The organism is Roseovarius sp. (assembly GCF_965277045.1).
GTDB lineage: Bacteria > Pseudomonadota > Alphaproteobacteria > Rhodobacterales > Rhodobacteraceae > Roseovarius.
Genome location: NZ_OZ255712.1, coordinates 1,372,677 through 1,398,822 on the forward strand (window position 1 = coordinate 1,372,677; position 26,146 = coordinate 1,398,822).

Sequence of the window (26,146 nt, forward strand, 5' to 3'; positions counted from 1 at the left end):
GACGTCTGCGCGCCGACGATTTCACGCATTTGCCTTTCCAAGCTTGTTCGGCAACCAATAGGCGGAAAGCAGATCGGACCCGGATTGCGTCGCGCGACGTAGGCTCGGAGGATTTAGAACGGTCCCACCGAACCCGGCTCGAGCCACGGGGTGTCGCCGTGCGTAAATTCCTCACCGCTGAGGACCGGGTAGGTCTCTTCGGGAGGGTGACCATCAACGGCAAAACGAACACCGGGTACCATGCGAGGTGTCCCCAGCCCTACATCGACGCGCGGCGCCGGCTCTCACGAGACTTTCCGGAACCTTTACCGGTCTGAAGCCGCGCATCGCAGGGCAGGGCTCACTGGGCCGCATGCGCTTGCCGACATAGGTTTCGACGACGGGCACAAGGACAGCCGGGGCAACCGTGTCAAACTCTGCAAGACTTTGCATGAGCGACCGCGCCGCGTCCGGGGCTTATGAAAAGGTCCAGAATCCGACCTCTTCGCCATTGATAAACGCTTCAAGCGCGGGGGGGTGTCGGTCATCTGATGGCGACGTTTCAGCGGGCACCCCATGTGTCGGACAACCGATAGCCCAAGGGCCAGGGATCGGAAGGATCGAGCATGTGTTGATGCGTGCCGGTGATCCATCCGCGGCCGGATATTTCAGGCAGGATCGCGGGGAGCGTGCCCACCTTGGTTGCGCCGGTGACTTGTCCGGTGAAAGTGGACCCGATAAGCGAACGAGCTGTCAGCCGGTCGTGTATCTTCATCGCGCCGCGCCTGTGCAAAACCGCCATGCGCGCCGAGAGCGCAGTTCCGGTCGGAGAACGGTCCACCTTGCCGGGCCTGATAGCAACGGCAGCGCTGGTTTCCAGCCCATCCGGCCCATCGCGTAAAGGCCCTGCAAACAGACAGAACGAAATATGGCGCCAGTCCGGGTTTTCAGGATGCCGGAACCCCAACTGAGCCGTTGCCTCGTCGGCGATCCGAACGCCGAGTGCGGCGATGTCGCGCGCCTCGTCGGCGACAAGAGACAGGCCCAGCCGGTCGGCATCTACTATGACGAAACTGTCGCCACCATAGGCGGTATCAACGCATAACGTTCCCAAGCCTTCGACCTCTGTACTGGCATCGAGGTCCACTGCGAAAGACGGCAAGTTGCGCACGAAAATGCGTTCCGCCTTGCCATCGCGGCATTCTGCCCGGACATGCACCAGACCGCCGGGCGCTTCGAGGATGAGATTCGTCTCAGGCTCGGTCATCGGGACAATACCGCCATCAAGAAGCACTGTCGCAACGCAGATCGCATTCGAGCCGGACATCGGCGGCGTGTCTTCAGGCTCCATGATGATGAAGGCGGCGTCGGCTTTCGGGTTCTTGGGAGGCACCAGAAGATTGACGTGACGAAAAACGCCGCCCCTCGGCTCGTTCAGAACGAAATTGCGCAGCTGCTCATCCCGGGCGATCCAGCGGCTTTGCTGCCAGATCGTATCGCCGGGCGGAGGCAGAACACCACCGACGATGACATCGCCCACCTCACCTTCGGCATGGGCGGACACGACATGGATCGTCCTGACCGACCGCATGTCACAGCACCTTGCACAGCCGCAGCGCGTCGAAGATCGCCGCGTGGGTATTGCGCGAGGCCACGGCGTCGCCGATGCGGAACAGGCGATAGGTGCCGTCGCGGTTTCGCTTCAGATCCTGCGCGCGGCCCTCGATCAGCGCGTTGTAATCGACTTCCCCCCGGTTGGACGATCCGGGGCGCAGGTCGAAATAGAGATCGTCGAGCGGGCGTGTCCCGTGATTGACGACAACCTGATCGACTTTGCGTTCGCGATGCACGCCTCCGTAATCACTGCCGATCGTGGCCAGAAGGGCGTTGCCTTCGCGGCGCACGGCGTCAAGCCTCCACATCACGGTAAATGTCACGTCGTGTTTCTGAAGGGTCCGCATGGATGGTGTCAGGGACATGCCCATGACCTCGGGCGAGAAACTGCGGTCGCGTGTCATGATCTCGACCTTCGCGCCGGTCGCGGCAATTTTCTCGGCGGCCTGGAGCGCGGCGAAATCACCCGCCTCGTCGTAGATCAGCACGTTGCTGCCCGGCTGCGCGTCACCCGACAGGATGTCCCAGGCGGTGATCACCAGGTCCTCGCCGCCGCCCGGCACCTCGCTGTGGGGCAATCCACCCGTAGCAATGATCGCGACATCGGGCGCGTGGTCTCGTACGGTGTCTGCGTCAACCAAAGAATTGAAACGAAAGAAAACGCCCAAACGCTGACATTCCTCGAAGCGCCACTGGATCAGTTGGATCATTTCCTTTCGACGGTCCGTCTGCGCGGTCAGGCGAACCTGCCCACCGGGGTCGTTTGCGGCCTCGTGCACGACGACCTCGTGCCCGCGCGCCGCCGATACACGGGCGGCTTCCAGACCGGCCGGGCCAGCCCCGACGACCAGCACTCTGCGGCGGGTGTCCGCAGGCGGGATCTCGTGAGGCTGCTCGGTCTCGCGACCCGTGGCGGGGTTGTGAAGGCAAAGTGCCATGCCACCTTGATAGATCCGGTCAAGGCAGTAGTTTGCGCCCACGCAAGGCCGGATACGCTCCTCTTCTCCGCGCATGATCTTGGCGATGATATGCGGCTCGGCGATATGGGCACGAGTCATCCCGACCATGTCCAGTTTGCCGGTGGCAATGGCATGGCGGGCGGTTGCCACGTCCTGTATTTTGGACGCGTGAAAGGTCGGGATCTGCGCCTCGGCGCGTATCTCGCCGGCAAAGTCCAGATGCGGGCTGGACCGCATCCCCTGAACCGGGATCACGTCCGTCAGAGCGGCGTCAGTTGCGACATGGCCACGGATGACGTTCAGGAAATCGACCATTCCACAGGACTTGAGTCGCCTCGTAATCTCGATCCCGTCCTCTCGGGTAAGGCCGCCCTGCTTGTCCTCGTCAGCGACGTAGCGCAGGCCGACTATGAATTCATCCCCGACACGTGCCCGGATGGCAGACAGGACGTCCATGGTAAAGCGCAGCCGGTTGTCGAAGCTTTCGCCGCCATACGGCCCATCGAGGTGATTCAATTGCGAGGACCAGAAGGCATCCATCAGGTGGCCGTATGCCTCGAGTTCGATCCCGTCCAGACCGGCCGCCTGCATCCGCTCGGCCGCATCGGCATAGTCCTGGATGATGCGCGCGATATCCCAGTCTTCCATCTTCTTGGGGTATGCCCGGTGCGCGGGTTCGCGGGTGTGCCCGGGTGCCAGGCTCGGCAACCAGTCTCCCTTGTCCCAGCGCGTGCGCCAACCGAGGTGGGTCAACTGGATCATCACAGCGCATCCATGGTCGTGGCACGCGTCGGTCAGCGCCTTCATGTGCGGCACGACCTCGTCCCGGTAGGCCAGGATATTGTTGAAAGCCGGCGGACTGTCGCGGGACACCACGGCGGAACCTGCCGTCATGGTCAATGCAACGCCGCCGCGCGCACGCTCGACGTGATAGGCGCGATAGCGCTCGGTGGGCAGGCCGTCCTCGGGGTACGCCGGTTCGTGACTGGTGATCATCAGCCGGTTTTTCAGCGTCAGATGCTTGAGTTGAAACGGCTGGAGAAGGGGGTCGTGCGTCAAGGGCAGGCTCCTTTGCTGACAGTGCGACTGTTCGGGAAAATGTGTCGGCGCGTCAAGCTGGCGTCTATCGTGGAGTTCGTGCCGATCCATGAAGATGGCGGCGAGCGCCCCGGGTCGGACTTGGACATACGGAGCCGGTGCGGTCCGTGCAGCGGGCCAACCAGGCTTTTTCAAGCATCGCAACGGAGCTTCCAACGTTTCATCCGTCGGCGATACCAGGCTCGGGCATCTTTGGCGGCGTCAGCATGTACCTGCGGGATCAAAGCGGACAGGGCTCGAACGCGCTGATCAAGGCGGCGCGGCGTATGACGGGACAATCGTACTAGACCCGCGCGTGACCGCCGTGCGGGCCGACGGAACAGAAGTAAAGGTTTCGATATCGACCGTATTTTAGGCTCAGGTGCAAAATGCCATCGGTATCAGGTTCCAATCGGCATGGTCGTCCCGGCGCTCGCGGCGACGTTCCTTGTGCTGCTGCTTCAAGTCATGGTGAAGAATCCTGCCTCACCCGGGTCCGAACAGGTCGGCTGACCCTGTCGGTTGTCGGTGGCTCAGAATTGCAAACAGCCGGCGCGTGGCGTCGCGCACTTCATCGAACTGGTGCTTTGTGAATCGTCGCATTTCGCCTATCTTCCCATTCGAGACCGCCAAGGAGGCTGCATGAAACCGATTCAGAAAGAAGAACGCCGCGTCGCCAATATCCGGGACGAGGATGCGTTTCAGCCCTATGACCCTGTCACCGAACCGGGCACGTCGATGTTGAAGCTCAACACCGACCTGCCACGGGATGTGGGATTTTACATTTACCGCATGGAACCTGGCGCGCGCACCACACCGCATCGTCATGGCGGCGCCGAAGAGTTCCTGATGCTCGAAGGCGAACTTATCGACAATGACGGCATGGTCTATCGTCAGGGCGACGTGGTCTGGCTTGCGCCAGGTACGGAACATACCTCCCATACCGAAACAGGCTGTATGATCGCCGTATTTGCCGAGGACCGCGAAAGCCCGCCAGCAGCGTAGAACCTACATCGCCGCCCTGGCTTTCGAGAGATCCCTGTCGAGCCGTTTTTCCAACGCGCCCTGCGGACGGGTGAAGCGAGCCAGAAGATCATAGAGCACCGGCGTCACCACCAGCATGAGCACGGCCGAAAAAGACAGGCCCGCCACGATCACCGTGCCGATCGCCTGACGGCTTTCGGCACCGGCGCCGGTCGCCATGACCAGGGGCAGGGCGCCAAGGATCGTCGAAATCACCGTCATCACGATCGGGCGCAAGCGCAGAGCGGCAGCCCGGATCACCGCCTCGCGTATGTCCAGCCCTTCGCCGCGCAACTGGTTGGCGAATTCCACGATCAGGATGCCGTTCTTTGCCACAAGGCCCACCAGCAGGATGATCCCGATCTGGCTGTAGACGTTCAGCGTCAGCCCCCCGAGCGCCATGGCATAGATCGCGCCGGCGAGGCCCGCAGGCACCGTCAGCATGATGGTGACAGGGTGCACGAAGCTTTCGAACTGGGCCGCCAGTACCAGGAACACGATCAGCAAAGACAGGACCAGAACAAAGCCAACTCCGGCGGAGGTGTCCTTGAAGGTGCGCGATTGTCCCTCGTAGCCGAGCTTTGCCTGGACCGGCAAAATGGTGAGCGCCGCGGTTTCGATCGTGTCGAGCACGGTCCCAAGTTGCGCTCCGGGTTCAAGCGCGCCGGACAACTGCACCGAGGGCAGCCGGTCGAAGCGCCGCAAGCTGGGCGCGGCGGCATTCTCGCGCAGGTTTACCAACGCCCCCAACGGTACCAGTGTTTCCCCGTCACCGGCCCGCACGAAAATATTGTCGATGTCCGAGGGCGTGTTGCGGTCGGCTTCCTCGGCTTGCAGGATGACCGGGTATTCGCGTCCCCGGCTGACAAAGCCGGTCACCTCGCGCGAGGCAAGAAGGGTCTGCAGGGTATTGGCGATAGTTTCGACTGAGATCCCCAGATCGTCGGCGCGGGCGCGGTCGATTGAGATATCGAGCTGTGGCAGGTTCTGGTCGAAATCTATCTCGGGATTGACCAGACCCGGTATGGTCTCGGCCTCGGCCTGCAAGAGTTCTGCCCACTCCTTTACACTTTCGAAGTCCGGTCCGCCGACCACGACGCGGACCGGGGTGGAGTTGCCGCGTAGCCCCAGGCCCGCGGGGGTGACGGGAAAGCCCCGTGCGATGGTCACGTCCCCCATCTGAGGCGCGATCTGGCCGACCACCTCCGCCACGGTCATGTCGCGTTCTTCCCAAGGTGCCAGCCGAAACACCACGAACGATCGCCACGGACGGTTGCCCCATCCGGTAAATGTGAAAACCGTCTCGATCACGCCGGACTGACGCAACGGCTCGAGGATATCTTCGACCTGCCTCGCGGCGATATCCGAATGTTCTACAGTGCTGCCCTGCGGCGCGGTCAAGGGAACGAAGCCCACGCCGCGATCTTCGCGCGGGGCCAGTTCGCGTGGAAGGTCGTCATAGAACAGGGCTGCGCCACCCGTCGCTGCCAGCGCAACCGCAAGAACGACGAGCGGCGCGCCCACGGCCCGCCGCAGCAGGGACTGGTAGACCCGTTGCGTCCAGCCCAGTCTTTCGCTGTCATCCGAGGACACGCCGTCGCGCTGTCGCAAGACCTTGGACGCGAGTGCCGGGCAGGCGGTGAGCGCCACGAAGGTCGAAATCGCGACCGTTCCGGCCATCACCCAGCCGAACTCGACGAACAGGCGCCCGACCTGGCCCGGCATGAACGAGAGCGGCACGAAAACGGCCATCAGCGTCAACGACGTTGCGATGACCGCGAATGTCACCTGGCGAGCGCCGCGATAGCTGGCGGCCAGTGGTGTCTCGCCCATCTCGATGCGCCGCTGTATGTTTTCCAGAACGACGATGGCATCATCGACGACCAGGCCGATCGCCAACAACAGCGCCAAGAGAGTCAGCGTGTTCAGTGAAAATCCCCAGGCCGAGATCAGGATGAAACACCCGACCAGCGAGACCGGGATGGCCACGAACGGGATCAGTGTGGCGCGCGGGCTGCGCAGGAACACGAGGATCACCAAGACCACCAGCCCCAGCGAAATGCTCAACGCGATCAATACCTCGCGGATCGAGGCGCCGACGAACAGAGCGTCGTCCGAGCCGACGATCAGCGTCATCCCTTGGGGCAGGGTAGGCGTGATGGCCGCTATTTCGGCACGTACGGCCTGGCTGATGGCAAGCGTGTTGGATTTGCTCTGGCGCAGCACGGCGATACCCACCGCATCGGTTCCGTCGGTGCGCACGATGGTGCTGTCGTCGGCCACGCCGGGTTCGACCCGCGCCACATCGCCCAAGCGTACGGGAAAGCCCGCGACACGGTCCAGGACGACATCGCGGAAATCCTCGATACTGCTCAGGCGTGAGTTCAATCGGACGGTCAACTGCCTGTCCTGTGACTTGACCTCTCCGGCGGGCAGTTCCAGGTTGTTGCGCCTCAAGGCCGTCTCGACATCCGCGACGGTCAGCTTGCGGGCCGCAAGCGCGCGGCGGTCGAGCCAGATGCGCACGGCGAACGGCCGCTCGCCATAGATGTTCAGGTCGGCCACGCCGTCGACCGTGGCGATCCGATCGGCGATGAAGCGGTCGATATAGTCGGTGATCTCGGCGGTGGTCATCCGGTCCGACGTGACGGCCAGCCGCATGACCGGATCGGCGTCCGCGTCGGATTTGACCACGCGCGGCTCTTCCGCTTCCTCGGGCAGTTGGCCCGTGACCCTGCCGATTGCGTTGCGGACGTCGTTGGCCGCGTTATCCAAATCGCGCGAGGCCTCGAACTCCAGCGTGATCCGGCTGCGCCCTTGGCGCGATTCCGAACTGATGGAGCGCAGGCCGGTAATCGCAGCGACGGCACCTTCGAGGGTTTCGGTTATGTCGGTGTCGATAACCTCGGGCGCCGCACCGCGGTAATCCGTCGTTACGGTCACGACGGCGTTGTCCACGTCCGGCAATTCGCGGACCGGAATGCCCTGAACGGACGCCAGCCCGAAGACGAGAATCAAGAGGCTGGCCACGGCAGCCAGAACAGGGCGGCGGACCGCAATGTCCGACAACGTCATGTGTCGCCCTCGGACGCGTCCGGGGACAGTTCCGCAGCCTTAACCTTCACTTCCGCACCGTCACGCAGACGGCCCAGGCCGCGTATCGCAACCTCCTGGCCCGGCTGCAATCCCGAAAAGATGGCGACCTGGCCATCCTGCCGCTGGCCTGTACGCACCGGCGTGCGTATCGCGACACCGTCGGACACGCCGAAGACATAGGTCTCGGCGGCCTGAAACACGATGGCCTCTTCCGGGACCATCAATGCGTCGCTTTCGGACAGGGTAAGGGTCAGCGACATGAACATGCCGGCAGGCAGCAGCCCTTCGGGGTTGGGAATCACGGCGCGGGTGCGAAACGCCCGCGAGACAGGGTCGATGCGGCTGTCGACGGTATCGATTTGCCCTTCAAAGATGTGGTCGTCGAACGCCACGCTGCGCGCTTCGACCGTCATGCCGCGCCGCACTTGTGCAAAAAGTGTCTCCGGCAGGGAAAATTCCAGTTCAACCTCGCTGAGGTCATCAAGGCGCGTGATCACGTCTTCGCTTGTCACCCGCGCGCCGCGATCCACTTCGGCCAGGCCCAGCACACCGGCAAAAGGTGCAAGGATGGTCCGGTCGTCGAGACGCTGCCTGGCTCGGTCAAGCTGGGCTTCGGCTTCGGCCAGACGTGCCACCGCCTCTTCAAGCGACGCCTGACTGACAGCATTGGTGCTGCGCAACTGCTCTATCCGTTCCAGCACCTGGCGCCGCTCGGTCAGTCGCGCTTCGGCTTCCGCCAGGTCGGCGCGTTCGATCGCATCATCCAGCCTGACAAGAAGCGCGCCTTGCTCGACCCGGGCGCCCGGCGTTATGGCAAGCTCGACGATGCGTCCGTCCGACTCCGGCACGATCTCGATCGAGATGGCGGCCCGGGTCGTGCCGACGGCTTCCACAGTCTGATAGACACGTTGCGTTTCTGCCGCCGCAACTTCGATGGTCACCGGGCCGGAGTCGCGTGCTTCGGCGGCCTCTGCCGGAGGAGCCAGGTAGGTTTCGTAACCCCAGTAGCAGCCATATCCGATCCCCCCTAGGAGGCAGATCAGCAAAAGCTGTTTGAAAACGGACATCCGGCGGCTCCATGGTTCCTTTCCGCCTCGAAAAAAACGTTGCAGAAAGGTTGCAGCAGGTTAATCCAACGGGACCGAATAGCAAGCGCTGCGCAGGGACCAACCCCATTAGCCGAGAACGCGAAATTGCCCACGCTCCATTGTCGATCGCATGTGGGCAAAGGGAGAATTGCGCATCCACAATCGTGGAAATGCCTTTTCTGCTCAGCTTTTTTTGATTGATAAAGTTCAAGTACGTATCAATCGGGGACATCCGTCAATTCGCCGGTCCTGTGGTGATGCTGTTGCAATCACCGTCGGCGCGCGCGTGATCAAATAACCGTTACTGCCGGTCGTGAGGCCGCCGGCTTTGCGTGCGCAGGGACCGACCACAAGGACCGACATACTGCAGCCCGCTTGACAAGTAGCTTGAAAGCCGGCTCAGCCTCTGCTTGCGATAGGATTGGTGCCGGGCATAGTGCGATGATATGAGCTGTAAGAGTGCCCGTGCCGGTTGAAGTCTGCCCGACGCGGAAGCAAGGCGCAAAACGATAGTGGTAACAGAGCACGGTCATGAACAAGATACTGCTGGCCGATGACCATGACCTCGTCCGGGACACGATTGCGTTTTTTTTGACGTCCAATGCAGGTTTTCGCGTCGAGCAGGCGGGCTCGCTTGACGAGGCGCTCAAGATCAACGCCGAAAGAGGCCCGTTCAATCTGATCCTGCTGGATTACACAATGCCGGGTATGGGAGCGCTGTCCGGTCTTACCCGGATGTGTGCCCTGTCGGGTTGCCCGGTTGCGATCCTGTCGGGCACAGCCCCAACAGATATCGCGCGGCGCGCCTTGCGTGCAGGCGCCGCGGGTTTTCTTCCCAAGACGCTGGATCCCCAGGCTATGGTAACAGCGATCCGGAAAATGCTCATTGGCGAGACTTTCCTGCCGGATAATTTTCTTGCAGACGCACCGACCGCGACCAACGCCGCGTCGTTGACGCCGCGCGAACAGGAAGTCCTGAGACGGCTTGCCGAGGGCAAGCTGAACAAGGAAATCGCCCGGGATCTGGAGATCCAGGAAGTAACGGTGAAGCTTCACGTCAAGACTTTGTCGCGCAAACTGCGCGCCAGGAATCGCACCCATGCGGCGATGCTTGGGCGAGACATGGGGCTGGTCTAGCGAAGGCCACCAAACGTTCCGCAAACCCGACAAATGTCTGCGTCTCTATCTCACTTTGGCGGATAAAATGGCGGAGAGACAGGGATTCGAACCCTGGGACCCCGTGAAGGGTCAACGGTTTTCGAGACCGCCCCGTTCGACCACTCCGGCACCTCTCCGCGGGGGTCTGGAGGGTGCGTTTAATCGCCTTTGAACGGAGTGACAAGGGGTTTGCCTTGTTTCGTTTCGGATTTTGCCTAGGTTGAGGGGAACCGTGAGACCCCAGGAGGTATCGTGACCCTATCGCGCACAATTCGTCCCCTTGTTTTAATTGCCGCTCTGGCTGTTGCGCTGCTTGCCGCAATGCAGGTCCGTGCCGCCGACCGCGACAGGCTTGAGGCTTTCCTCGAGGTGACGGGGTTCGGGGTCGCCCTTGATAGTATCGCACTCGCGGCCGGCGACGCGCCGGCGATGCTGGGGATGCAGACGGGCGACTTCGGATCGGACTGGAGCCGTGTCTCACAGCAGGTTTTCGACACCGAAAAGATGCAGGAAATGGCTTTGGACATCCTGTCCGAAACCCTGAGCGATGAGCACCTGTCCCATGCCGCGGAGTTCTATGCATCGCCATTGGGTCAACGGCTGGTCGAAGCCGAGAACACCTCGCACATGGTCGAGGATGACGAGGCCAAGCAGCAGGAGGGCCGTGCGCTCGTGGCCGAAGCGGTGGAGCAGGGCGACGAACGCGTCGAGACCCTGCAAAATCTGAACGAAGCCGTGGATTCCGATGGCAATTCGGTACGTGCCGTTCAAGAGATCCAGGTCCGGTTTCTGATGGCCGCATCCAATGCCGGCATTCTCGAGCAGGACCTTGACGAAGGGGCGCTTCGTGCCGCCATGAAGGCGGGCGAGGACGAATTGCGCCAGGCGATGCGGGCCTCGGCCCTTGCAGGTGCAGCCTATACGTACCAGGCCTTCTCGAATGACGAGTTGCAGGCCTATCTCGAGGCGCTGGAGCATCCCGATATGCAGACCGTCTATCAGCTGATGAACGCGGTACAGTACGAGATCATGGCGAACCGCTTTGAGGTCCTTGCCGCCCGCATGGCCGAAATGCACCCTGGACAGGAGCTCTGAACCGCAATGACTGGCGCAGGATCTTTTGTGATCGGCACGCTTTCGGCGGCGCTGATCTTTTGCAGTCCGGTGTGGGCGCAGGACAGTGACAGCGATCGGCTTATCGCCCTCATGCGCATTGGCGATACGGTCGAAATCATGCGCGAGGAAGGCTTGCGCTACGGGGCCGAGATCGGCGCCGAGATGCTTCCCGATGTGTCACCCGACGACTGGAATCGCACCGTGTCGCGCATCTATGATGCCGAGAAGATGGAAGCGGTCATCACGCAAGGGTTCGAGACCGCGCTGGACGGCGAGGATGTCGCCCCTCTGGTCTCATTCTTCGAAAGCGACCTGGGGAAGGAGATCATTGGTCTCGAAATCGACGCCCGCGAAGCGTTCCTGAACGAAGAAACCGAGCTTGCCGCGATCGACGCCTACGAGGACGCACAGGATCAGCAAACCGAGCTTTTCAAACAGGTCGAGACCATTATCGCCGACAGTGACCTTGTTGAATACAACGTCATGGGGGCGATGAATGCCAACCTGATGTTCTATCGCGGTCTTGCCGACGGCGGCGCCATCGACCTGGGAGAATCCGACATGCTGGCCGATGTCTGGGCGCAGGAGTCGTCCATACGCGCGGAATCCGAGGCATGGCTGGGCTCATTCCTGATGACCGCATACCGCCCGTTGCAAGCTCAGGAACTGGCCTCTTACGCCGAGCTTTACCGAACCGAGGAGGGCCGAGTTCTGAACACGGCCGTATTCAACGCCTACGACCGGATGTACGATGAAATCTCGTATCTGCTGGGGCAGGCGCTGGCGGAACACATGCGCAGCGAAGAACTTTGACGCCATCCAGCAGTTGGCCAATGCCGTCAGGGTCCTGAAAATCCACTTTTGCAGCGGGTGCAAGGCTTGACTTTGGAGTGCACCCCTAGGATAAGCGGCCATCCCGACGGGGTGACTCGTGCGGGATTTAATTTTTTTACGCCCCTCGGGGGCGCGCCGTTCGAGGCACCTAACGCCGGTTGACCCCGGGGCCACAGAATGCGGAAGACAAAGGGAAGCGAAAGATGTTTGCGGTTTTGAAAACCGGCGGCAAGCAGTACAAGGTCCAGTCGGGCGATATGCTGCGCGTCGAGAAGCTGGCAGCGGATGCCGGTGAGAAAGTCCAGTTCAACGAGATCCTGATGCTGGGCGGCGACAGCCCGGTCGTCGGCGTTCCGTTGATCGAAGGCGCGGCCGTCCAGGCCGAGGTCGTCGATCAGATCAAGGGCGACAAGGTCATCAACTTCGTCAAGCGCCGCCGGAAGCACGGCTCGCAGCGGACCCGCGGCCACCGTCAGCAACTGACGCTTCTGCGCGTGACCGAGATCCTTGAGAAGGGCGCCGACAAGTCGGGCGTGAAGGCTGCCGTTGGTGCAAGCGCACTGGCCGCAGGCATGGGCAAGACCCGTTACGCCGACAACAAGGCCGAGCAGGCCGAGATGGCCAAGCGTGTGAAGAACGACGAAGCCAAGGAAAAGAGCGTCGCCAAGAAAGCCGAACCCAAAGCCGAGAAGAAGGCCGAGGAAAAGAAGGCTGCCCCCAAGAAAGCCGCAAAGGCCGAGGGTGGTGACGACCTGAAGGAGCTGTCCGGCGTGGGCCCGGCGCTTGAAAAGAAACTGCACGAGGCAGGCGTGACCACGTTTGCCCAGATCGCGGCATGGACCGCCGATGACATCGCTGAGATGGACGAAAAATTGTCCTTCAAAGGCCGCATCGAGCGTGAAGGCTGGGTCGAACAGGCCAAAGAACTGGCCAAAGGCTAAGGAGAGACGATATGGCACATAAGAAAGCAGGCGGTTCATCCAGAAACGGTCGCGACTCGATCGGCCGTCGTCTTGGCGTCAAGAAATACGGCGGCGAAGCCGTGATTCCTGGCAACATCCTGGTGCGTCAGCGCGGCAACAAGTTCTGGCCGGGCGACGGCGTGGGGCAGGGCAAGGACCACACCCTTTTCGCGACTGTCGAAGGCGCCGTGCATTTCCGCAAGGGCCTGAAGGGCCGTACCTTTATTTCGGTTCTCCCGGTGGCGGAGGCCGCAGAGTAAGCCGAACCTTCAAGGCAAGATATTCAGGGGGATCGGCACATCGCCGGTCCCCTTTTTCAATGTGCCAGGCCGTGACCGCATCCGTTCCGGACAAATGGAGGAGACCGGACGATGCCGATCCGCATGGAAAATACGCTGCACTTGGGATGGTGCGCGGCTTTGTCGACGCAACCTTGGCCTGGGACGTGATGGTGCTTTTCGGAGGAGACAGCACATGAAAATCGAAGAGCTTGTTCCCGACGCGCTGATCGCAACAGAACGCTTTGACCTTCGTCCGATCCGCGCATCGGATTCGGGTCTTGTGGGACTTTATGCCGGGGACGAGCGCGTGGCGCGGTTCACGTCCTCCATTCCGCATCCGATGCCCCCCGGCACAGCCGAGGCGTTCATTGCCCGTGTGATGGACCCGGAGCATCCCGAGGATGTCTGGGTCCTGGATGGCACGCGCATCGGCGGGGGCGAAGTCATGGGCGTTATCGGCCTCACGCGCATGGATCGCAGCCAGTCCGAGATCGGGTACTGGATTGCTCCCGCCTATTGGAACAGCGGCCTCGCAAGCGCGGCGGTAACGGCTCTGCTAGATGCGAATCCCCAGGATTCCAGCACGATTTTCGCGAGTGTCTTCCAGGACAACGCGTCCTCGGCCCGTGTCCTGACGAATTGTGGGTTCAGTTATCTGGGCGATGCCGAAAGCTTTTCGGTTGCGCGCAAGGCGACGGTGCCCACTTGGACCTACAGTCGGACCGTATGAATGGCTGGCATGGTCCCTGTTCACGTCGGGCGTTCGAGCCGGTACATAGGTCCGAGCGCCAGGCTTTGGCGCAAGCTCAAGCCGGACGTTCCTGCGCCTGCAGTCTTGAGCCGGATCGCATTTCGCACTACGCACGGGTCCTGACGCCATCTGAGGCATGACATGAAGTTTCTCGATCTCGCCAAGGTTTACATCCGCTCGGGCAGCGGCGGCAACGGATGCATCAGTTTCCGGCGCGAGAAGTATATCGAATACGGCGGTCCCGACGGGGGCGACGGCGGCGGCGGCGGCTCGGTCTGGGCCGAAGCCGTGGAGGGGCTGAACACCCTCATCGATTTTCGCTACCAGCAGCATTTCTTCGCCGACAATGGCAAGCCGGGCATGGGCAAGCAACGCACCGGCGCGGACGGCGACGACATCTTGCTGCGCGTGCCCGTGGGCACCGAGATCCTCGACGAGGACCAGGAAACGGTGATCGCCGACCTGACCGAGGTGGGCGAGCGTGTCTGCCTTGCCAAGGGCGGCAATGGCGGGTGGGGCAACCTGCGGTTCAAGACGTCGACGAACCAGGCACCGCGCCGCTCCAATCCGGGGCAAGAGGGTGTCGAGCGTACCATCTGGCTACGCCTCAAGCTCATCGCGGATGTGGGCCTCGTTGGTTTGCCCAACGCGGGCAAATCGACGTTTCTGGCGGCCACGTCCAATGCGCGGCCCAAGGTTGCCGATTACCCCTTCACCACGCTGCACCCCAACCTCGGTGTCGTCGGCGTCGACAATACCGAGTTCGTGGTCGCGGACATCCCCGGCCTGATCGACGGCGCATCCGAGGGGCGGGGGCTTGGCGATCTCTTCCTGGGTCACGTGGAACGCTGTGCCGTCCTCTTGCATCTGGTTGACGGGTCATCCGGCACGCTGCTCGACGACTACCGCACGATCGTAAACGAGCTTGAGGCCTATGGCGGTGGCCTGGCCGAAAAGCCGCGCGTCACCGTGCTGAACAAAATAGACACTCTGGACGACGAAGAACGGGATTTCCTGAAGGAAGAGCTCGAGGCACTGACCGGATCGAGCGTTCTGCCGATGTCCGGCGTCTCACGTGAAGGGGTGACGGACGTGCTGCGCGCTCTGCGCGCCTATATCGACAAGGGCCGATTGCGCGAGCGGTCGGGTGACGACGAGGACGCCCCGTGGCAACCGTAGCCGACGCGAAGCGCCTTGTTGTCAAGATCGGCTCTGCATTGCTTGTCGACCGTGATACAGGCAAGCTGCGGCACGAGTGGCTGATCGCGCTGGCCGAGGATGTGGCGCGCCTGCGAAATCAGGGCACCGATGTGATACTGGTGTCGTCGGGGTCCATCGCGCTTGGCCGGGGCGTGCTGAAATTGCCGGCCGCCGATCTGTCGCTGGAGCAATCCCAGGCCGCTGCCGCCGTCGGCCAGATCCAGCTTGCCACGGCCTATACCGAGGTCTTGGCCAAGCACGACATCATCGCGGCTCAGGTTCTGGTCACGCTGGAAGACAGCGCAGACAGGCGGCGCTATCTCAATTCCCGGGCAACGCTGGAACAGCTACTGTCCCTTGGCGTGGTGCCGATCGTGAACGAGAACGACACTGTCGCAACCGATGAAATCCGCTATGGCGACAACGATCGCATGGCGGCACAGATTGCGGTGACCGCCGGTGCGGACCAGTTGATTCTGCTCAGTGACGTGGACGGGTTCTACTCCGCAAATCCCAGGGTCGATCCGAGTGCAAAACGCTTCGACCTGATCTCGCATATCACGCCCGAGATCGAGGCGATGGCGGGCGCTGCAGGGTCGGGCCTGTCGAAGGGGGGCATGAAGACCAAGCTGCTGGCCGCCCGGACCGCCACGGCGGCCGGATGCGACATGGCGATCACGGAAGGGTCGGTGCTGCACCCGATCAGTGCCCTGGAAAATGGCGCGCCGGCAACGTGGTTCGCCGCGCAGGGCGATCCGCAGCAAAAGCGCAAACAATGGATCGCCGCCATGAAACCGAAAGGCCGGCTGATCGTCGATGCGGGCGCGGTCAAGGCGCTGCGCGCGGGCTCCAGCCTTTTGGTGGCCGGTGTCGCAGATGTGAACGGGCGGTTTGGTCGGGGCGACGCGGTCGAGGTCGCGGACGAAACCGGCGCCGTACTGGGGCAGGGGCTGACGCGCTACGACGCCTCGGATGCTGCGCGGATCAAGCGGCTGCGCTCTGATCAGATCGAGGAGGTGCTGGGCTATCCCGCCCGTGGCCCGCTCATACATCGGGACGATATGGCCATATGACAGGCGTGCTGATAGTTTCGGCACGAACGAACAGGTGAAGCGATGAAAGACCTCGAGAACATTCCGGCTGTGATGGAAGAGATCGGCCAGCGCGCCAAAGCGGCGGCGGTGGTGCTGGCAACGGCGTCGCCAGAGGCGAAAACGCTTGCGCTGACCTCGGCGGCGCAAGCGGTCTGGGACAATCGCGCCGAAATACTCGAGGCGAATGCCAAGGACCTCGCATTCGGCGCGGAGAAAGGTCTTTCGGATGCCATGATGGACCGCCTCATGCTCGACGAAGCCCGCATCGGGGCGATTTGCGATGGGCTGAGGGCCGTCGCGGCGCAACAAGACCCCGTGGGCGAGGTGATCGAGGAATGGGATCGTCCCAACGGCCTGCATATTCGCCGCGTCCGCACGCCTTTGGGCGTGATCGGCGTGATCTACGAAAGCCGCCCGAATGTGACGGCAGACGCGGGCGCCCTGTGTCTCAAGTCCGGCAATGCGGTGATCTTGCGCGGTGGCTCAGAAAGTTTTCATTCCTCGGGCGCGCTGCACCGTTGCCTCGTCGAAGGGCTTAAAGAGGCCAACCTGCCCGAGGACGCCATCCAGCTTGTGCCGACCCGTGACCGGGCTGCCGTCCAGGCCATGCTGACGATGACCGGCACGATCGACGTGATCGTACCGCGCGGAGGCAAGGGGCTGGTCGGCCTCGTGCAGCGCGAGGCACGGGTTCCCGTCTTTGCCCATCTCGAGGGCATCGTGCATATCTACATCGACAAGGACGCCGACCCGGAAAAGGCGCTGCGCGTCGTGATGAACGCCAAGACCCGCCGCACGGGCATCTGCGGCGCGGCAGAGTGTCTGCTGGTCCACGAAGACGCCGCCGATACGATCGGACAGGGCGTCATCCGGGCACTCCTCGAAAAAGGGGTGGAAGTGCGTGCAGACCCGGCGCTGCAATCGGTGTCCGGAACCGTTCCGGCCAGCGATACGGATTGGGGATTTGAGTTTCTGGCGATGGTCATGGCCGCAAAACAGGTGAAAGACTTGTCGGAAGCCATTGAACACATAAGGAAATACGGGTCCCAGCATACGGACTGCATCATCACGGAAGACGATGCCGCGGCGGACCGCTTCTTTGCCGAACTGGACAGCGCGATTCTGATGCGCAATGCGTCGACGCAGTTCGCCGACGGTGGAGAATTCGGCATGGGCGCGGAGATCGGCATCGCAACCGGAAAGATGCACGCCCGTGGCCCCGTCGGCGCTACGCAACTGACCAGCTTCAAATACCTGGTTGAAGGCGACGGGCTTACGCGCGCCTGAGCCGGACCTCGGCCGCCTCGTCGGTCAGGTTGGCAGAGCAGTCGAGCCGCGCATCCCAGGCCGCCGTCGGAAGGATCAGGAACTGGACATGAGCGGGCGCCGGCAATGCCGTGCCCTGCGTGCCGTTCAACAGGTCCCACAACTCGGGATCGGAGTTCATCCGGTCCGCCGTCGCCCGCACGAGCCAGCCTTCGTCCGAAAGCGTCATCGTGATCCGACCGCCGTAGGGCACTGCCTGTTCGGCACAGAGCAGGGCAAGCAGTACCGCCCTGACTTCGCGCCGCGGATAATGTCCGGGTGGAAACGCGTCGATTATCGTCCGCTCATCCGTGTGGAGGTCGTGAAGAATCGAATTGACCTCCTCGGCGCCGGTGTCCTGATCCGGACTGGCGACCCCGAAGGCCAGGCGGAAAAACCTGATGCGGGCATTGGCATGTGCCACGCTGTCAACAACCAGCGCAAATTCGGGCGATGCGGCGGCCCCGGACAATTCAAGCAGTTCGATGCCGTTGCTGACAGCGCCGATCGGGCTGATGAGGTCGTGGCATATCCGAGAGCCTATCAATGCGGCGATGGCGTTGGTATCACTGACCAAGTCGTATCCTTTCCCGCGGAGTCCGCCGATGTCCGATCTGAACAGCATCCTCGAGCCCGGTATGCTTGTCGTCCATCCCGATCAGCCGGATTGGGGAACCGGACAAGTCCAATCGAATATCGGTGGCAAGATCACCGTGAACTTCCAGGATGTAGGTAAGGTTGTTATCGACGGCTCCCGCATTGAATTGCTGCCCATCACTGAACCATGATCTTGGTTACTGGAACGTTAACACGTCTTGGGAACATCGCAAGTCCGCGTGGCTCGGCAGGCAAGAGCCGCCAGCGGTCTGTTGTGGTTGCAGCCCGGGGCCGAAACGCCTTAAAACCCGCGCAGCCATTCTGAGCAGGACCCTGATGTATACTCGCGATGTGCAGTTCACCGTAAGGCTGGCCCGGGACGAGGCCGATCTGCAGGCGGCACAGCGCCTGAGATACGACGTTTTCGTCTCCGAACTTGGCGGCGATGGACCTCTCGTGGATCACGAAGCGAAGCTGGAGCGCGATCGGTTCGACCCGTATTTCGACCATCTTTTGCTTTCCGACGATTCCCGTGGCGGGGCGATCGTGGGGGTTTATCGCGTTCTGCGCGACGACCAGGCAGACAAGGCGGGTCAATTCTACTCCGAGGATGAATACGACCTTTCGGTTCTCAAGCAATCAGGGCGGCGTATCATGGAGCTTGGCCGTTCCTGCCTGGCGGAAGGGTATCGCGGCGGCGCGGCCATGTATCATCTGTGGAACGGGCTCGCGCGGTACGTGGCCGAGCATGACATCGAGATCCTGTTCGGCGTCGCCAGCTTTCACGGCACCGATCCGGCAAAACTCGCGCAGCCGCTTTCGCTTCTGCATCACAGGCATCTCGCGCCCGAGGCCCTGCGGGTCCGCACCGTGGCGGAACACTACCAACCGCTGGACCTCGTGCCCGAAGCCCAGATCGACCGACGCGCGGCGATGCTGCAGGTGCCTGCGCTGATCAAGGCCTATCTCAGACTGGGCGGTTTCGTGGGTGACGGCGCTTTCATCGACGAAACCTTCAATACGACGGACGTGTGCCTTGTGATGGATACCGGGCGCCTCAACGCGCGGCAGAAGGCGATCTATTCGAAAGGAGCCGACCTGTGAGCCCGACCTGGGAATCGCGTCAGCCTGCGAAGATGGCGAAGGTGAAGCCAATTGGCTGGCTGATCCTTGCGCTCCGCCTGATCGTTCTGGTCGCGATCATCGTGCCTGGCGTCTTGGTGGTGCTGATCCTGCGCCTGGTTGAGCCCTATTTCTTCGACCGGCGCCGTCCCTTGACTGCTTGGTTGCAACGCTGGGCGATCTGGGCCGGGTTGCGGATCATCGGCCTGCGCTATCTGCGCGAAGGCAAGCCGATGCGCGATCACGGGGCGGTCGTGGCCAACCACGCGTCATGGATGGATATCTTCGCGCTCGGGGCAGGTCAGGCGATCACTTTCGTGTCCAAGGCGGAAGTAGCAGGTTGGCCTGGTATCGGATTTCTTGCCCGACTGGTCGGCACCGTGTTCATCAATCGCAACCCGCGGCAGGCCGATGCCCAACGTAACCAGTTGAAGGCTGAACTGGATGCGGGGCGCAAACTGTTATTCTTCCCGGAAGGCACCTCGACTGACGGAATGCGCGTGCTGCCTTTCAAATCCAGCCTGTTCGCAGCGTTTGCGGACCTGGAAACCGGGATGCGCATTCAACCTGTCACCGTTGTGTATATCGCTCCCGATGGCGTCGAGGAGCCGCGCTTCTACGGCTGGTGGGGCGACATGGACCTCGGTCCGCACATGGTGCAGGTCCTGTCGCGCTTTCCCCAAGGCGGCGTGCGGGTGATCTATCATGAGCCGCTCAGGATCAGCGATTTTTCCGACCGCAAGAAACTGGCCCAGGCCCTGGAGAATAGCGTCAGAAGTGCTATGCCCCCGGAAAGCGCTCTGCCCGGATGACTGCAGTCCCTTGATCCGGGTCAGGCTCCGGCTGCGATCAGGTTGACCAGCGCGGCACTGGGATCATCTTCGCGCCAGATTTCCTCGCCGATACCGAAAAAGTCCGTCATGGTGGCAAGATGCACCACGGTGGCCTTGTCCAGCGCGCCTTCCGCGACGACAGGCACTTCGATCATCTGCGACCACCATTCGTAAAGCTCCGGCTCCGCCTGCGACCCGTCGCCCAGGGCGGACACGCCCGCCGGCCCGAAGCTGACGTAATCGGCGCCGGCCTCAGCCGCGCTCATGCCCTCGTGCCGCGACGTGGCGCAAAAAGCGCCCACAATCGCGTCCGGCCCCAGTTCCTTGCGGGCTTTGCGTACTGTGCGCGCACCGTCTGTCAGGTGAACACCATCCAGTCCCAGACGCTCAGCCAGAACGAAATGCGTGTCGATCACGATGGCCACGTCGCGGGCGTGGGCCACCTCGCGGCAGGCATCGGCCGCACGGCATAGAGCCGTCTCGTCATGCGTTGAAAGTGCAAGGCGGACACAGGCGATCTCGTGATCGTCCAGAACCCGGCCCATGGCCTGCGGAAATCGCGCCAGTTCGATTTCTGGCGGGGTGATCAGGTAAATCTGGGGCTGCTCGGGCTCGGCCATGGTCTTTTCGTCCTGTTTTTGCCCCTATAACCGGGATTCGAACAAGCGTCTACGGGTCGCGATTGCGCCGGTTTACGCTTTCCCGTGGTCACCGCGTCGACTATGGCAGGGCCGGTGGAGGGTCTGGATGAGGGACGACAAGATGCAGCCGCGTTTCGTGTTGGTGCGCCCACAGATGGGCGAGAATATCGGGGCCGCGGCCCGTGCAATGTGGAATTTCGGTCTTGACCGGATGGTGATCGCCGCCCCGCGAGATGGCTGGCCCAACCAGAAAGCCGTGGCAATGGCCAGCGGCGCGGGGCGTTTGCTGGACGAGGCGCGGCTGGTCCCCGACCTCGCGACCGCGGTCGAGGAAGAAACCTTCGTGATGGCCACGACGGCGCGCGTACGCGGCCTGACGAAACCCGTCTTCAGCCCGGAAGGCGCGATGCAAGAGGCCGCCCGCCGCCTGTCGCGCGGCGAACGTGTGTCGGTCCTCTTCGGGCCGGAGCGCGCGGGGCTGGAAAACGAGGATGTGGCGCGGGCGAATGCGATCATCAGCGTGTCGGTGAATCCGGACTTTCCCAGCTTGAACCTGGCGCAATGCGTTTTGCTGTGCGGGTACGAGTGGCGTCGCGCCTCGGAGGCGGTCGAGGCTTCGCGCGTGGACATGGCCGGCACCGAATGGGCCAACCAGCAGGAGATCGAAGCCCTCTCGTCGCATTACGAAGAACGCCTCGAGGACGCAGGCTTCTTCTTTCCCGAGGCCAAGGCCCGCGGTATGAAGATCAACCTGCGCAACATGTGGAGTCGCATGGCCCTGACGCGCGCGGACGTGCAGATGCTTCACGGGGTGCTGCGGCAAATGGTGCGATGGAAGGAGCGCGGTTGAAGCGCGGCGCGGCGCGGATTACTTTCGCGCCATCTGAAGGGGGCGGAGCATGAGCGAAAAACGCAGCATTTTCCAAGAGGTGTCCGACGCCGATGTCCCGCGGGAGACGCCGCGAGGCGGCATGATAGACGCCGGACGCCGCGGGGCGCGGGGCGCGGTGCGGCTGTGGCTGACGCTGCTCTTCGTACTGGTCGTCGTGATGATCGCCGTGGGCGGGCTGACACGCTTGACCGACAGCGGTCTGTCGATCACCGAATGGAAACCCGTCACCGGCGCGTTGCCCCCCATGGACGCCGCCACGTGGGACGCCGAGTTCGGAAAGTACCGCGCGATCCCCGAATACCAGCTTCAGAATAAGGGCATGAGCCTGTCCGAATTCAAGACGATCTATTGGTGGGAATGGGGGCACCGGCAACTGGGCCGCGTGATCGGACTTGTTTGGGCTTTGGGTTTCCTGGTGTTCCTGGTCACGCGAAAAATCCCGCCCGGCTGGGCGGGCCGCTTGCTGCTATTGGGCGGGCTTGGCGGGCTTCAGGGTGCGATCGGCTGGTGGATGGTCAGTTCGGGCCTGACGGGCGAGATGCTTGACGTGGCCAGCTATCGGTTGGCCGTGCATCTTGGGCTGGCCTTCGTGATCCTGGGCTTCATTGCATGGTACGTGATGTGCCTTGGCCGCGAAGAGCGTGAACTGATGCAGGCCCGGCGCAGCCGCGAAGGCAAGCTGTTCGGCCTGTCCACCGGCTGGCTGCATTTCGCCTTACTGCAGATTCTGATCGGTGCCCTTGTGGCGGGAATTGACGCGGGCCGCACCTTTACCGACTGGCCGCTTATGGCAGGCGGCTTCCTGCCGGTCGATTTCTGGATGCCGGAGCTTGGGATCAGGAACTTCTTCGAGAACCCCGGCCTGGTCCAGTTCATGCACCGCATGACCGGCTACCTGCTGCTGGCCTTCGGTATCGTGGTCTGGTTACGAGGGCGCCGCTCTGCCCATGCCCTGACGCGCGGGGCGTTCAATTTCGCGTTTCTCGCGCTGGTCCTGCAGGTCGTTCTGGGGATCATGACCGTCCTCTACATCGCGCCCTGGCAACTGGCGATCACGCACCAGGTTCTCGCCGTGATTCTGTGGGTTCTGATCCTCAGGGCACGCTTCCTCAGCCAATATCCCGTCGTGCGATCGGTGCGCGGATGAGCTTGCCGACCGCATACGACTCGCTCATGGCCTATGAGCGGGAAACCCAGGCACTGGCCCGCATCGCCGGGCGGCTGAGCTGGGACCAGGAAACCCTCATGCCGAGCGGGGCCGCAGGACAGCGGGCCGAGGAAAGCGGTGCGATGGAAAGCGTCCTGCACGCGCGGCGCACGAACCCGCAGGTTGGCGAGTGGCTGGAACAGGCCGTCGCGCCCGACGAGGACGGCGCCGCGCAGCTGCGCTTGATCCGACGCAGCTACGATCGCGCGGTCAAGGTGCCGTCCGAACTCGCCACCGCCCTCGCGCGACTGACCAGCCGATCCCAGGGCATCTGGGCCGAGGCCCGCGCCAATGACGACGTGGCCGCATTCCTGCCCACGCTGGCCGAGGTGGTCAGACTGCGGCGCGAAGAGGCGGCTGCCTTGGCAGAGGGCGGCGATCTATATGACGCGCTCGTCGATGACTTCGAGCCTAACGGCAAGGCGGCCGAATTCGCGCGAATCTTCGACGAGATGCGGCCCGGGCTGGTCGCGCTACGGGAACGTGCCTTGACCGCACCCCCAGTGGCGCCCCTGTCGGCCAGTTTCGACACGGGTAAACAGATGGTCCTCGGTCAGGAATTGGCCCGCACGTTCGGCTATGACCTGACGCGCGGGCGTATCGACCGCGCGGTGCATCCATTTTCCAGCGGCTCGGGCGACGACGTCCGCATCACCACCCGCACCGTCGAGGACGATCCGTTCAACTGCATTTATTCCACGATCCACGAGGTCGGCCACGCCTGTTACGAACAGGGCATCGACGAGGCATTCCTGCTGACCCCGGCGGGGCAGGGCGTGTCGATGGGCGTGCATGAAAGCCAAAGCCGGATTTACGAGAACCAGCTGGGCCGTAGCCGTGCCTTCTGCGGGTATCTTTACGGACGGATGCGCGACGTCTTCGGAGAATTCGGCGTGGCGGACGAGGACGCGTTCTATGCGCTCGTGAACCGTGTCCATCGCGGCTATATCCGGACCGAGGCCGACGAGGTGCAATACAACCTTCATATCATGCTGAGGTTTGATCTCGAGCGGGCACTGTTTGCGGATGACCTTCAGGTCGAGGACCTCGATGCGACCTGGAACGACCGTTTCAAAAGCGATTTCGGGTATGACGTGGACCGCCCCTCACATGGCGTGTTGCAGGATGTCCATTGGTCCGTGGGCCTCTTCGGATATTTCCCGACCTACAGCCTGGGCAATGTCTATGCCGGTTGCCTGAACGAGGCGCTGCGCCGGGATGTCCCCGATCTGGACGATCAACTGTCCGTGGGGGACCTGTCTACGGCAACGGGTTGGCTGCAAGAGCGGGTTCAGCGGCATGGGGGCCGCTTCGAGCCGAAGGACCTCATCACGCGCGCCTGTGGTGCCGCCCCGTCTGCCGCGCCCCTGATGAGCTATCTTGAAACCAAGTTCGGTGCGCTTGCAGGCGGCTGATACCCTCACTGCATCCGCAACGCGCCGTCCAGCCGGATGACCTCGCCGTTGAGATAATCGCACTCGACGATGAAGCGTGCCAGCGACGCGTATTCGTCCGGGTCGCCCAGCCGCTTGGGGAATGTGACATCCTGCGCCAGCCCGTCCTGCACGTCCTGCGGCAGCCCTTTCAGCATGGGCGTGGCGAAGATACCCGGGGCAATGGCCATCACCCGGATACCGGCGCGGCTCAGGTCCCGCGCCATGGGGACCGACAATCCCACGATGCCGCCTTTCGAGGCGGCATAGGCGGTCTGGCCCTTCTGGCCTTCGTAGGCGGCGATCGACGCGGTGTTGATGATCACGCCGCGCGTGCCGTCCTGTGCCGCAGCGTTCTGCGCGATTTCCTCGGCGGCCAACCGGGCCACGTTGAAGGTTCCGATCAGGTTGATGTCGATCGTCCGGCGGAAGCCATCCAGGCTGTGCGGCCCCTCGCGGCCCAGCGTCTTTTCCCCGGTGGCGATGCCGGCGCAATTGACGGCGGCGGTGATGCGCCCCATCTCGCGCTTGGCGGTGGAAATGGCAGCCTTGACCGAGGCCTCATCCGTCACGTCCGTCTCAGCGAAAGCCGCGCCGATTTCGGCTGCCAACTTGGCACCGCGATAAGCGTCGCGATCCAGCAGCGTCACCTGGGCCCCATGAGCGCGAAAATGCCGTGCCGTCGCTTCGCCCAGGCCCGAGGCGCCTCCGGTGATGATCGCGGCGGTTTCAGTGATCTGCATGGGGCCTCCGGGACTTTGAAATGAACAGCCGTTCAGATAATCTAGAACACCCGCGCTGTCAAAGCTTGCGGCGCAGGAAGCTGGCGCTCAATCCGAGGCTCACGACGGTAATCAGAATACGAAAGATGTGATGCAGCGTCACGAAAGCCGGATTGGCCGACAGGCTGAGCGCCACGAGGGACATCTCGGTGACACCGCCCGGGGCAAAGCTGATCAGCAAGACATCGAAAGGCTGGTCAAGCGCTTGCATCAGGGCCAGCGCGAAGATGATCGCGAGCCCCATCATTCCGCCGACGCACAATATCGTCAGCCCCATCCCGCGCAGGACCAGACCGCCGGACAATCCCGAAAACCGCATGCCAAGGGCTGTTCCGACAACGATCTGCGCCACGTTCACCAGCCATTGCGGCACATCGACATGGTACAGTCCGGTCAGCGACAAGACTGCCGCCACCGCAAGAGGCCCGGTCAATTGCTTGGCCGGCAATCGAAGCAACTGGCCAAGGGCAAGACCCGTCCCGCCGGCGACGGCAATGTAGGGAAACGCTTGCCACGGCACGTCGCCCCGGGCGAGCGTGACGCCGGAAGAACTGCCCACCGGATGCCCGACCCAGAGCGACAGACCGATCGGCAACAGCGTGACCACGGAAATGATTCGCAGAAACTGTTGCAAGGTCAGGCGGGCGGGGTCGGCGCCAGCTTCCTCGCCCAGGGCGATGGACTCGAACAGACCTCCGGGGGCCGAGCCGTAAAAGGCGGTGGGGCGATCATATCCTCCGATGAACCGCAGGATGGCATAGCCGTAGGCATGAGCCACGACCACGAACAGCGTCAGTGCCAGAAAGCTGATCGCCAGGCGCGACGCCTCGCCGAAAAGGTCCGGCGTCACCTGAGCCCCGATCATCAGCCCGATGATCGAGATGAACACGAGCCGAAGCTGCGGTGGAAACCTGTAACCCGCTGGCAAGCGCGCGGAAAAAATGGTCGCGACGGCCCCGGACAGCGCCAGTGGGCCGATCATGAAGGGCAGCGGGAACCCCAAGGCCTGTGCCGCGAACGCCGCGACACTTGCCAGCGCAAGCAGGATGAAAGTGGTCAGCAGGGAGTGCATGATCCCCTTGAACCACCCTCTGCGGGGAAC

26 protein-coding genes and 1 tRNA gene are annotated in these 26,146 nt (G+C 62.7%); 17 read left to right on the plus strand and 10 right to left on the minus strand.

All coding sequences use genetic code 11. The features are described 5' to 3' along the window. Positions 1-113: 113 nt before the first annotated feature. The 3 genes from ACQY4V_RS06725 to ACQY4V_RS06735 form a co-directional block, all read right to left on the minus strand. The gene (locus tag ACQY4V_RS06725) at positions 114-242 is read right to left on the minus strand and encodes a hypothetical protein (RefSeq protein WP_428516083.1); all 129 of its coding nucleotides are present in this window, start codon (positions 240-242) and stop codon (positions 114-116) included. 299 nt (positions 243-541) lie between these two features. Beyond that, the gene (locus tag ACQY4V_RS06730; RefSeq protein WP_428516084.1) at positions 542-1,570 is read right to left on the minus strand and encodes a trans-3-hydroxy-L-proline dehydratase; all 1,029 of its coding nucleotides are present in this window, start codon (positions 1,568-1,570) and stop codon (positions 542-544) included. A 1-nt stretch (position 1,571) separates the two neighbouring features. Continuing rightward, the gene (locus tag ACQY4V_RS06735) at positions 1,572-3,611 is read right to left on the minus strand and encodes an FAD-dependent oxidoreductase (protein WP_428516085.1); all 2,040 of its coding nucleotides are present in this window, start codon (positions 3,609-3,611) and stop codon (positions 1,572-1,574) included. Between the two features lie 660 nt (positions 3,612-4,271). On the opposite strand from ACQY4V_RS06735, the gene ACQY4V_RS06740 reads away from it, so the two are divergent. After that, positions 4,272-4,634, plus strand: coding sequence for a cupin domain-containing protein (locus ACQY4V_RS06740; RefSeq protein WP_428516086.1), 363 nt, complete (start codon positions 4,272-4,274; stop codon positions 4,632-4,634). A 3-nt stretch (positions 4,635-4,637) separates the two neighbouring features. On the opposite strand, the gene ACQY4V_RS06745 is transcribed toward ACQY4V_RS06740, so the two are convergent. After that, positions 4,638-7,727, minus strand: coding sequence for an efflux RND transporter permease subunit (locus ACQY4V_RS06745; RefSeq protein ID WP_428516087.1), 3,090 nt, complete (start codon positions 7,725-7,727; stop codon positions 4,638-4,640). Continuing rightward, positions 7,724-8,815, minus strand: coding sequence for an efflux RND transporter periplasmic adaptor subunit (locus ACQY4V_RS06750; protein ID WP_428516088.1), 1,092 nt, complete (start codon positions 8,813-8,815; stop codon positions 7,724-7,726). The genes ACQY4V_RS06745 and ACQY4V_RS06750 overlap by 4 nt, the downstream gene beginning before the upstream one ends. 552 nt (positions 8,816-9,367) lie before the next feature. Between ACQY4V_RS06750 and ACQY4V_RS06755 the strand changes: the two genes are divergently transcribed. Next, positions 9,368-9,973, plus strand: a complete 606-nt coding sequence (locus ACQY4V_RS06755) for a response regulator (RefSeq protein ID WP_428516089.1) — start codon at positions 9,368-9,370, stop codon at positions 9,971-9,973. 68 nt (positions 9,974-10,041) lie between these two features. Here the strand turns inward: ACQY4V_RS06755 and ACQY4V_RS06760 are convergent. Continuing rightward, positions 10,042-10,131 (minus strand) — tRNA-Ser (locus ACQY4V_RS06760). Between the two features lie 184 nt (positions 10,132-10,315). Here ACQY4V_RS06760 and ACQY4V_RS06765 point away from each other — a divergent pair. From ACQY4V_RS06765 to ACQY4V_RS06805, 9 genes are all read left to right on the plus strand, one after another. Next, positions 10,316-11,089: a DUF2059 domain-containing protein gene (locus tag ACQY4V_RS06765; RefSeq protein ID WP_428516090.1), complete on the plus strand. Its 774-nt coding sequence runs from the start codon at positions 10,316-10,318 to the stop codon at positions 11,087-11,089. Between the two features lie 6 nt (positions 11,090-11,095). After that, complete coding sequence (locus ACQY4V_RS06770; RefSeq protein ID WP_428516091.1) at positions 11,096-11,923, plus strand: DUF2059 domain-containing protein; 828 nt, start codon at positions 11,096-11,098, stop codon at positions 11,921-11,923. Between the two features lie 224 nt (positions 11,924-12,147). Next, positions 12,148-12,885 (plus strand): 50S ribosomal protein L21, encoded by a 738-nt coding sequence (locus ACQY4V_RS06775; RefSeq protein ID WP_428516092.1) that lies wholly within the window; start codon positions 12,148-12,150, stop codon positions 12,883-12,885. 11 nt (positions 12,886-12,896) lie between these two features. Further along, positions 12,897-13,166 (plus strand): 50S ribosomal protein L27, encoded by a 270-nt coding sequence (gene rpmA / locus ACQY4V_RS06780; protein WP_152492328.1) that lies wholly within the window; start codon positions 12,897-12,899, stop codon positions 13,164-13,166. Positions 13,167-13,237: 71 nt separating this feature from the next. After that, on the plus strand, positions 13,238-13,384 hold the full coding sequence (locus ACQY4V_RS06785; RefSeq protein ID WP_428516093.1) for a hypothetical protein: 147 nt from the start codon (positions 13,238-13,240) through the stop codon (positions 13,382-13,384). Beyond that, positions 13,381-13,917 carry a GNAT family N-acetyltransferase gene (locus ACQY4V_RS06790; protein WP_428516094.1) on the plus strand — a complete coding sequence of 179 codons (537 nt, stop codon included), beginning with the start codon at positions 13,381-13,383 and terminating at the stop codon, positions 13,915-13,917. The genes ACQY4V_RS06785 and ACQY4V_RS06790 overlap by 4 nt, the downstream gene beginning before the upstream one ends. A 162-nt stretch (positions 13,918-14,079) precedes the next feature. Further along, complete coding sequence (gene obgE, locus ACQY4V_RS06795) at positions 14,080-15,117, plus strand: GTPase ObgE (protein WP_428516095.1); 1,038 nt, start codon at positions 14,080-14,082, stop codon at positions 15,115-15,117. Then, the gene (gene proB, locus ACQY4V_RS06800; protein ID WP_428516096.1) at positions 15,105-16,211 is read left to right on the plus strand and encodes a glutamate 5-kinase; all 1,107 of its coding nucleotides are present in this window, start codon (positions 15,105-15,107) and stop codon (positions 16,209-16,211) included. Before obgE ends, proB begins: the two co-directional genes overlap by 13 nt. A gap of 42 nt (positions 16,212-16,253) precedes the next feature. Beyond that, positions 16,254-17,519 (plus strand): glutamate-5-semialdehyde dehydrogenase, encoded by a 1,266-nt coding sequence (locus tag ACQY4V_RS06805; RefSeq protein WP_428516097.1) that lies wholly within the window; start codon positions 16,254-16,256, stop codon positions 17,517-17,519. On the opposite strand, the gene ACQY4V_RS06810 is transcribed toward ACQY4V_RS06805, so the two are convergent. Next, positions 17,506-18,114 carry a histidine phosphotransferase family protein gene (locus tag ACQY4V_RS06810; protein ID WP_428516098.1) on the minus strand — a complete coding sequence of 203 codons (609 nt, stop codon included), beginning with the start codon at positions 18,112-18,114 and terminating at the stop codon, positions 17,506-17,508. The two genes, ACQY4V_RS06805 and ACQY4V_RS06810, sit on opposite strands and share 14 nt — an antisense overlap. Positions 18,115-18,142: 28 nt before the next feature. Between ACQY4V_RS06810 and ACQY4V_RS06815 the strand changes: the two genes are divergently transcribed. The 3 genes from ACQY4V_RS06815 (at position 18,143) to ACQY4V_RS06825 (ending at position 20,068) form a co-directional block, all read left to right on the plus strand. After that, on the plus strand, positions 18,143-18,325 hold the full coding sequence (locus ACQY4V_RS06815; protein ID WP_152492334.1) for a DUF3553 domain-containing protein: 183 nt from the start codon (positions 18,143-18,145) through the stop codon (positions 18,323-18,325). A gap of 145 nt (positions 18,326-18,470) precedes the next feature. Further along, positions 18,471-19,238: a GNAT family N-acetyltransferase gene (locus tag ACQY4V_RS06820; protein WP_428516099.1), complete on the plus strand. Its 768-nt coding sequence runs from the start codon at positions 18,471-18,473 to the stop codon at positions 19,236-19,238. Then, on the plus strand, positions 19,235-20,068 hold the full coding sequence (locus ACQY4V_RS06825; protein WP_428516100.1) for a lysophospholipid acyltransferase family protein: 834 nt from the start codon (positions 19,235-19,237) through the stop codon (positions 20,066-20,068). The genes ACQY4V_RS06820 and ACQY4V_RS06825 overlap by 4 nt, the downstream gene beginning before the upstream one ends. A gap of 20 nt (positions 20,069-20,088) precedes the next feature. Here ACQY4V_RS06825 and ACQY4V_RS06830 read toward each other — a convergent pair whose 3' ends face one another. Continuing rightward, positions 20,089-20,709, minus strand: coding sequence for a thiamine phosphate synthase (locus ACQY4V_RS06830; protein WP_428516101.1), 621 nt, complete (start codon positions 20,707-20,709; stop codon positions 20,089-20,091). Positions 20,710-20,836: 127 nt separating this feature from the next. Here ACQY4V_RS06830 and ACQY4V_RS06835 point away from each other — a divergent pair, with 127 nt between their 5' ends. The 3 genes from ACQY4V_RS06835 to ACQY4V_RS06845 are packed head-to-tail and all read left to right on the plus strand — an operon-like array spanning position 20,837 to position 24,244. After that, positions 20,837-21,580 carry an RNA methyltransferase gene (locus ACQY4V_RS06835; RefSeq protein ID WP_428516102.1) on the plus strand — a complete coding sequence of 248 codons (744 nt, stop codon included), beginning with the start codon at positions 20,837-20,839 and terminating at the stop codon, positions 21,578-21,580. Between the two features lie 49 nt (positions 21,581-21,629). After that, entirely contained in the window at positions 21,630-22,769 is a 1,140-nt protein-coding gene (ctaA, locus tag ACQY4V_RS06840; RefSeq protein ID WP_428516103.1) for a heme A synthase, read from the plus strand. Continuing rightward, positions 22,766-24,244, plus strand: coding sequence for a carboxypeptidase M32 (locus ACQY4V_RS06845; RefSeq protein WP_428516104.1), 1,479 nt, complete (start codon positions 22,766-22,768; stop codon positions 24,242-24,244). Before ctaA ends, ACQY4V_RS06845 begins: the two co-directional genes overlap by 4 nt. Positions 24,245-24,249: 5 nt before the next feature. Here the strand turns inward: ACQY4V_RS06845 and ACQY4V_RS06850 are convergent, their stop codons facing one another. Further along, positions 24,250-25,005, minus strand: coding sequence for an SDR family NAD(P)-dependent oxidoreductase (locus ACQY4V_RS06850; protein WP_428516105.1), 756 nt, complete (start codon positions 25,003-25,005; stop codon positions 24,250-24,252). 58 nt (positions 25,006-25,063) lie between these two features. Further along, positions 25,064-26,116, minus strand: a complete 1,053-nt coding sequence (locus ACQY4V_RS06855) for an AbrB family transcriptional regulator (protein ID WP_428516106.1) — start codon at positions 26,114-26,116, stop codon at positions 25,064-25,066. Positions 26,117-26,146 lie beyond the last annotated feature (30 nt).